This is a genomic window from Kitasatospora sp. NPDC093558, assembly GCF_040683475.1.
GTDB lineage: Bacteria > Actinomycetota > Actinomycetes > Streptomycetales > Streptomycetaceae > Kitasatospora.
In genome coordinates, this window is sequence record NZ_JBFBDY010000358.1 from 1 (window position 1) to 6,470 (window position 6,470).

The 6,470-nt window shown below is 72.2% G+C and carries 5 protein-coding genes; 1 reads left to right on the forward strand and 4 read right to left on the reverse strand.

Features of this window, described 5'->3' with window-relative positions; translation table 11 throughout:
• Positions 1–24: 24 nt before the first annotated feature.
• The 4 genes from AB0O00_RS26260 to AB0O00_RS26275 form a co-directional block, all read right to left on the reverse strand.
• Entirely contained in the window at positions 25–1,014 is a 990-nt protein-coding gene (locus AB0O00_RS26260) for an aldo/keto reductase (protein WP_363655728.1), read from the reverse strand.
• Between the two features lie 187 nt (positions 1,015–1,201).
• Entirely contained in the window at positions 1,202–2,857 is a 1,656-nt protein-coding gene (locus tag AB0O00_RS26265) for a hypothetical protein (RefSeq protein WP_363655730.1), read from the reverse strand.
• Positions 2,858–3,096: 239 nt separating this feature from the next.
• Entirely contained in the window at positions 3,097–3,822 is a 726-nt protein-coding gene (locus AB0O00_RS26270) for a hypothetical protein (protein WP_363655732.1), read from the reverse strand.
• 232 nt (positions 3,823–4,054) lie between these two features.
• Positions 4,055–5,329 carry an SUKH-4 family immunity protein gene (locus AB0O00_RS26275; RefSeq protein ID WP_363655734.1) on the reverse strand — a complete coding sequence of 425 codons (1,275 nt, stop codon included), beginning with the start codon at positions 5,327–5,329 and terminating at the stop codon, positions 4,055–4,057.
• Positions 5,330–5,531: 202 nt separating this feature from the next.
• Here AB0O00_RS26275 and AB0O00_RS26280 point away from each other — a divergent pair.
• A partial coding sequence (locus AB0O00_RS26280; protein ID WP_363655735.1) for a serine/threonine-protein kinase occupies positions 5,532–6,470 on the forward strand: 939 nt, incomplete at its 3' end.

Sequence of the window (6,470 nt, forward strand, 5' to 3'; positions counted from 1 at the left end):
GCCGCCCGGATCAGCGGCGGCCGTTCAGCGGTTCACCGCCCGCATCCCGTCCTCGTCGTAGCGCTCGCCCGACACCTCGGGCAACTCGGCCTCGATGCGGGCCAAGTCCCCGTCGGTCAGCTGGACTTCGACCGCACCCGCGTTCTGCTCCAGGTAGCTGCGGCGCTTGGTGCCGGGGATCGGGACGAGGTGCTCGCCGCGGGCCAGTACCCAGGCGATCGCCAGCTGGGCCGGGGTGATGTCCTTCTCGGCGGCGATCTCCTTCACCTTCTCCGCGAGCCGGAGGTTGGCCGCCAGATTGGCCTTGGTGAAGCGCGGGTTGGTGCGGCGGAAGTCGTCCTGGTCCAGCTCGTCCGGGGAGCTGAAGCGGCCCGCGAGGAAGCCGCGGCCGAGCGGGGAGTACGGCACGAAGCCGATGCCGAGCTCGCGGCACGTGGGGAGCACCTCGGCTTCCACGTCGCGTGACCAGAGCGAGTACTCGCTCTGGACGGCGGTGATCGGGTGGACGGCGTGGGCGCGGCGGATGGTCTCCGCGCTCGCCTCGCTCAGCCCGATGTGCCGCACCTTGCCCTCGGCGACCAGTTCGCCGAGCGCGCCGACGGTCTCCTCGATGGGCACGGTCGGGTCGACCCGGTGCTGGTAGTACAGATCGATGCGGTCGGTACGGAGCCGCGCGAGCGAACCGTGGACGGAACTGCGGACGTGCTCGGCGGAGCCGTCCTGGCGGCCCACCGTCGACATGTCGCCCGGAACGGCGCCGTCCATCCGGTAGTTGAACTTCGTGGCGATCACGTACTCGTCACGGTGCCCCTGGACGGCCTCGCCGACCAGGGACTCATTGGTGAGCGGTCCGTAGACCTGCGCCGTGTCGAGAAAGGTGATCCCGAGGTCCAGGGCGCGCCGGATGGTCGCGACGCCCTCGTCCTGGTCGGCCGTGCCGTAGAAGGCGGACATCCCCATGCAGCCGAGGCCGATGGCCGATACCCGGAGGTCCCGCAGAGTGCGCTGTTGCATTGTGACGTGCCGCCCCTTCGTCTCGTCCGTCCCGCGGCCCGGCGCTCATCCGAACGCCCCGGTCCGCACGACCGGCCGGGCCTCGTGTCTTCGGAGAGGACCCTACGGTGCCGACGTCGTCCGGCAACGGACCGGCACGGCCGGGAGGCTCGCGGGCTCGCGAGTCTCCCGGCCACACCCGTGTGGGTCAGGCGACGCCGAGTGCCCAGGCGTCGTTCGCGGCGCTGATGCCGGTGCCGTTGCCGGTGGCGAGCCACAGGCTGTTGTTGGCGTCCCGGCCCTTCCACACGACCTCGAAGTTCCCGTTCGGCAGGGTCACCAGCGACGGGCTGGCGCCGGGCGCGACGCCCAGGAGCCACGGGTCGTTCGCCGCGCTGATGGCGGTGCCGTTGCCGGTGGCGAGCCACAGGCTGTTGTTGGCGTCCCGCCCCTGCCACGCCACCTCGAAGTTGCCACCAGGCAGCGCGGCCACCGAGGGGCTGGTGCCCGGGGCCACGCCCAGCAGCCACGGGTCGTTCGCCGCGCTGATGTCGGCACCGCTGCCCGTGGCCAGCCACAGGCTGTTGTTGGCGTCCCGCCCCTGCCACGCCACCTCGAAGTTGCCGCCGGGCAGCGCGACGATCGAGGGGCTGGTGCCCGGGGCCACGCCCAGCAGCCACGGGTCGCCGAAGGCCGTGATGCCGGCGCTGTTGCCGGTCGCCAGCCACAGGCTGTTGTTGGCGTCCCGGCCCTGCCACGCCACCTCGAAGTTCCCGTTCGCCAGCGCGGTCAGGGACGGGCTGGTGCCCGGGGCGACGCCGAGCAGCCACGGGTCGTTCGCCGCGCTGATGGTGGTTCCGCTGCCGGTGGCCAGCCACAGGCTGTTGTTGGCGTCCCGGCCCTGCCAGGCCACCTCCCACTTGTCGCCAGGCAGCGCGACGATCGAGGGGCTGGTGCCCGGGGCGACACCCAGCAGCCACGGGGCACCGACCGCGGTGATGCTGTTGCCGTTGCCGGTCGCGATCCACAGGCTGTTGTTGGAGTCCCGGCCCTGCCAGGCGGCGACCCAACTGCCGTCCGACAGCGTGGTGATGGAGGGCACGGTGCCCGGGGCGACGCCGAGCAGGTTCGGGTCTCCGAAGGAGGACAGTGAGGTCCCGCTCCCGGTGCCCACCCAGAGGCTGTTGTTGGAGTCCCGGCCCTGCCAGGCGACGTTGAAGCCGTTGTTCGGCGTCGGCGCGAGGCCGGAGCCGCTGGTGGTGGCGAAGTTCCCGGGCACGGAGCTGGTGACGTTCTTGTAGCGCAGGCCGACGTAGCCGGAGGTCGGCAGGCCCTCGATCGTCGAGTTGTTGATGTTCCCCTTGCTCGGGCCGTGCGACGGGATGCTGGGGTTGGTCTCGGCGTAGTAGGTGAAGTCGCCGGTGGCCTTGTTGGTCCAGCCCGCGAACAGGAAGATGTGCTGGCCCGGGTAGGCGACGGCATCGCCGGGCTGCAGGCCGGTGAGGTCGCCGACCGCACCGGTGGGCGTGTCGTACGCCGGGTTCCCCTTGCCGTCGGCGGTGGTGAAGTAGGGGCCGCCGGTCGTCACCACGAGGCTCTGGTCCAGGTGCCAGGCCATGGACACGAAGCCGGAGCAGTCCTCGCGGTAGGTGCCGTTGGCGTCCGTGTGGGACGAGCCCTGGTCGTAGGGGACCCTCTCGTCGACCCAGGACTGGGCGCGGGAGAGCATCTCTCCGGCCGAGATCGGGCCGTCGACGCTGGAGGCCGCGGCCGGCGAAGCGGCGACGGTGACGGCCAGCAGCGGGCCGGTGAGTGCGGTGGCGGCCAGGGTGGCGAGCATGCGGCGGCTGCGTGGTATCGGCATGGGTGTGCCCTTCGTGGCGTGGCGAACGGGTGCGCCGCTGTTCGCGGGCGCAAACGAATCGACTACCGGAGCACGCAGTGAATCTGACGCTTCATCACCGATCTGCGCTGCTCCCCGGCGTCTGAGAAGAGCATGCTCCGCCGGGATCGGCTTGGGAACGGCGATCGACGGGCATCAAGCTGCCCGGCAGCTTGGTGCCTGCTGCCACGGACCGTTGCGGCACGGCGCTCGCCGAGGGCTCAGTGCGGGGCTGCCGCTCCCTCCCTCGACGGTTCGACGAAGTACCTGGTGTGGAACTTGAAGAGGGCCACGTACTTGTGTGCGGTCTTCTGCACGAGTTCCTTCGCTCGTAGCGGTTCCACGGTGAAGACGACCTCCCGGTGCGTGTCGTCGTTCGCGTACGGCCTGCGGCCGTGGTCGTCGTACTGGTTCGGCCGGTCGTCCTCTCCGGGCGGCATCGCCGGTGCCTGGGTCACCCCCACGCTCAGCTCCGTCGACGTCGGCCCTTCGCCCGGAAGCGCGTACTCCACCCACACCAAGGTCGGCCGGGCCTCGGCCGATGCCGACTCCTCGGGCTTCGCGCCGACCGGCGGCTGGTGCAGGTACCGGTCCGCGGCCACCAGCCCCGCCGACCGCGGCTCCGCGCGCGACTTCCAGCCCTGGGCGTCAATGCTCCCGTCGAGTTCGGCCAGCCGCTCACGGAGATCGCCGTCGAACGCGACGTACACACTGGTCGTCCGTTCGCAGGAGGCCAACTCCCAGCTCCCCGACGCGAATGCCACGGCGACACGCAGCTCGGACTCGCACCGATCGAGCACCGACGTGCCCAACTGCTCGGCCCAGGGCGCCTTCGCGCGCAGCTGCGCGATCTGCCCGTTCATCCGCTCCGCCGCTTCCCGGCCGGCGGAGCGGGTCGAGGACGCGTTCGCCATCGCCTCGACGTCGGGCGGATCCGGCGGTGTCATCCGATGAATGGTCGCCACGATCACCCACGCCACCACCACCGCAACCGCCGCAAGCAGCCACGCGATTCCGAGTACCACCCGCCGCATGAGCCCCTCCCCCTGACAGTCTCACCGGTTCGCTGACAGTCTTTCAGGAGCCGTGCCAGGGCGATAGATCGGGGCGCCGCCGGGCCCTACCAGTGCCGCACCCGCACGTGAACGGCCCTGCCCGGCCTCAGCCTCAGCCTCAGCCTCAGCCGAGGAGGTAGCCGTAGTTGCTGTCGTTGGCGCAGACGTTCCAGAGGGTGTCGTCGTGTGCCACGGACGGGGCGTCGAGCTGGGCGAGCAAGTCCAGGGCGATCCGTTCCAGGGTGAACTTCCCGAAGAAGACGTTCCAGTCGGTGGGCCCCGGGTTGTAGGGGTCGAGCTTGAACTCGCCCTCGTAGTCGTCGAATTCCTCGTCCTGCTCCTGCATGGCCTCCCACAGGCCGGCGAGGCGCGTGAGGGTCCAGACGGCCAGGTAGAAGGCGGACAGGTCGGTGTGCAGCGGCTCGGACGGGCAGTCCTCCAGGTCGTCGCCCTCGGCCGCCTCGATGCGGCCGGTGACTCCGTCCAGCAGGATCTCGTGCTCCTGTCCGGCAGCGCCCAGGCGGATGAGCTCGCGCCGGGCCGGGCAGTGCGGCCCATCGCCGTCGCCCGCCGGCGCGGAGGCGGGGTCGTCCACGGTGACGAGCGGGCGCTCCTCGCTGTCGCGCAGGTAGCCGTCCGTGGGCAGCCCGACGGTGGTGAGCAGGCGGCGGGTGGGCTCGTGCTGCAGGGCCGGTGGCAGGTCCTCGGGGCTGACGGGGACCGTGCTGAGGTCCTCCATCAGCTCGGGGGTGATGTCGAAGGCGAGGGACTCAGCCGCGTCGTGATGGCGGCGGGCGGCCCAGAGCAGGCCGTAGCCCGCCAGGACGGCGGTCCAGTGCGGGGCGTCGCCGTACGGCGTGAACACGGCGGGGTCGGTGGCCTGCATCCGCTCGCGGACCGCCCTGGTCACCTCGGTCATCACGTCCCGGCCGCGTCGGCCGTCGTGCGCCGTGGGATCGGCGGCGGCCGCGCGGAGAGCCTCCAGTTCGTGCATGAACGTCACCAGCACGGACAGGTCGCTCGCCACGAGGTCGGTAGCCACCTCGCCGCCCGCGCCGGACCTCCCACCAGCGATGAACACCTGGCCGGTCACGGCGTCCAGCACGAGCCAGTCGCCGAAGAACGGCGGTTGGCCACCGCACTCGCCGAGGACGAGCAGGTGGTCGCCGCCGGTACCCGCCTCCAGCCGGCCCGAGACCGGCAGCAGCCACACGGCCGGGTCGGTGTGGAGACGTACGTACGCGCCGCCCTCGCGGGGCAGGCCGACCTCGCTCAGGAAACGCCGGGTCGGTTCGTGGACCAGAGCATCGGGCAGGGCGCCGGCCGGGACCCGGACGAGATCGTCGGCGCCGAACCACTGCGCCATGGTGTCCGTGGTGATGGTCGTCCTGAGCTGCACTGTCGCCGTCCTCCGTGTCGATGCTTGAGCGGCCGTCACCCTATCCACCGGACAGACGGCCGGACGTCATACAGGTGGGGCCTTGCCCCGCCGCTCATCCGGCGAGGGGCGGGATCACGCACCCCCGTCGGTCTTCTACACTCCTGGGCTGCGGCGGGCCGACCTGCCGGGAACAGACCAGCGCCGAAGGAGCCGAACCACCATGCCGATACAGCCGCTCGCCGGGGACGATCCGGCGGAGGTGGGCCCCTACCGGCTGCTCGGGGTGCTGGGTGCGGGCGGGATGGGCCGGGTGTACCTCGCCCGGTCGGCGGGCGGTCGGACGGTCGCGGTCAAACTGGTGCGCCCGGAGCTGGCGGACGGCGAGGAGTTCCGGGTCCGCTTCGCACGGGAGGTGGCGGCGGCACGGCGGGTGGACGGGGCGCACACGGCGGCGGCCGTCGATGCGCCCCCGGACGCCGCGCAGCCCTGGCTGGCCACGGTGTACGTGCCGGGGCCCTCGCTCAGTCAGGCCGTCCGGCGGTACGGCCCGCTGCCGGAGGCGTCGGTCCGCACGCTCGGGGACGCGCTGGCCCGTGCGCTGGTCGCCGTCCACCGGGCCGGGCTGGTCCACCGCGACCTCAAGCCCTCCAACGTGCTGCTGGCCGCCGACGGGCCGCGGGTGGTCGACTTCGGCATCGCCCGCGCCGTCGACGGCGACCGCCTGACCCGCACCGGGGTCGCGATCGGCACACCCGGCTTCATGTCGCCCGAGCAGGCCAACGGCCGGGTGGTGGGGCCGGCGTCGGACGTGTTCTCGCTGGGGTCGGTGCTGGTGTTCGCCGCGACCGGCCGGGGTCCGTTCGACAGCGAATCCGGTCCGGCCGTGCAGCTGTACAAGGTGGTCCACGAGCGGCCCGACCTGGCCGACGTTCCGGACGGTCTGCGGCCGCTCGTCGAGCACTGCCTGGCCAAGGAGCCGGAGCGGCGTCCCGCACTCGTCGAACTCCGGGAGCGCCTGTCGGCCGGGGCGGCGGTCGACTGGCTGCCCGCGTCCGTCGCGACGGCGATCGCGGCGCAGTCGGCCGAAGTGCTCGAACTGGAGGCCCCGGCGCCCGTTCGGCGGCCGGGCGCCGCAGCGCGGTCGGGGGGACGGTCCCGC

Coding starts and splice junctions, on each gene's coding strand:
- AB0O00_RS26260 (WP_363655728.1), bottom strand. CDS start 1,014: ATGCAACAGCGCACTCTGCGGGACCTCCGGGTATCGGCCATCGGCCTC.
- AB0O00_RS26265 (WP_363655730.1), bottom strand. CDS start 2,857: ATGCCGATACCACGCAGCCGCCGCATGCTCGCCACCCTGGCCGCCACC.
- AB0O00_RS26270 (WP_363655732.1), bottom strand. CDS start 3,822: ATGACACCGCCGGATCCGCCCGACGTCGAGGCGATGGCGAACGCGTCC.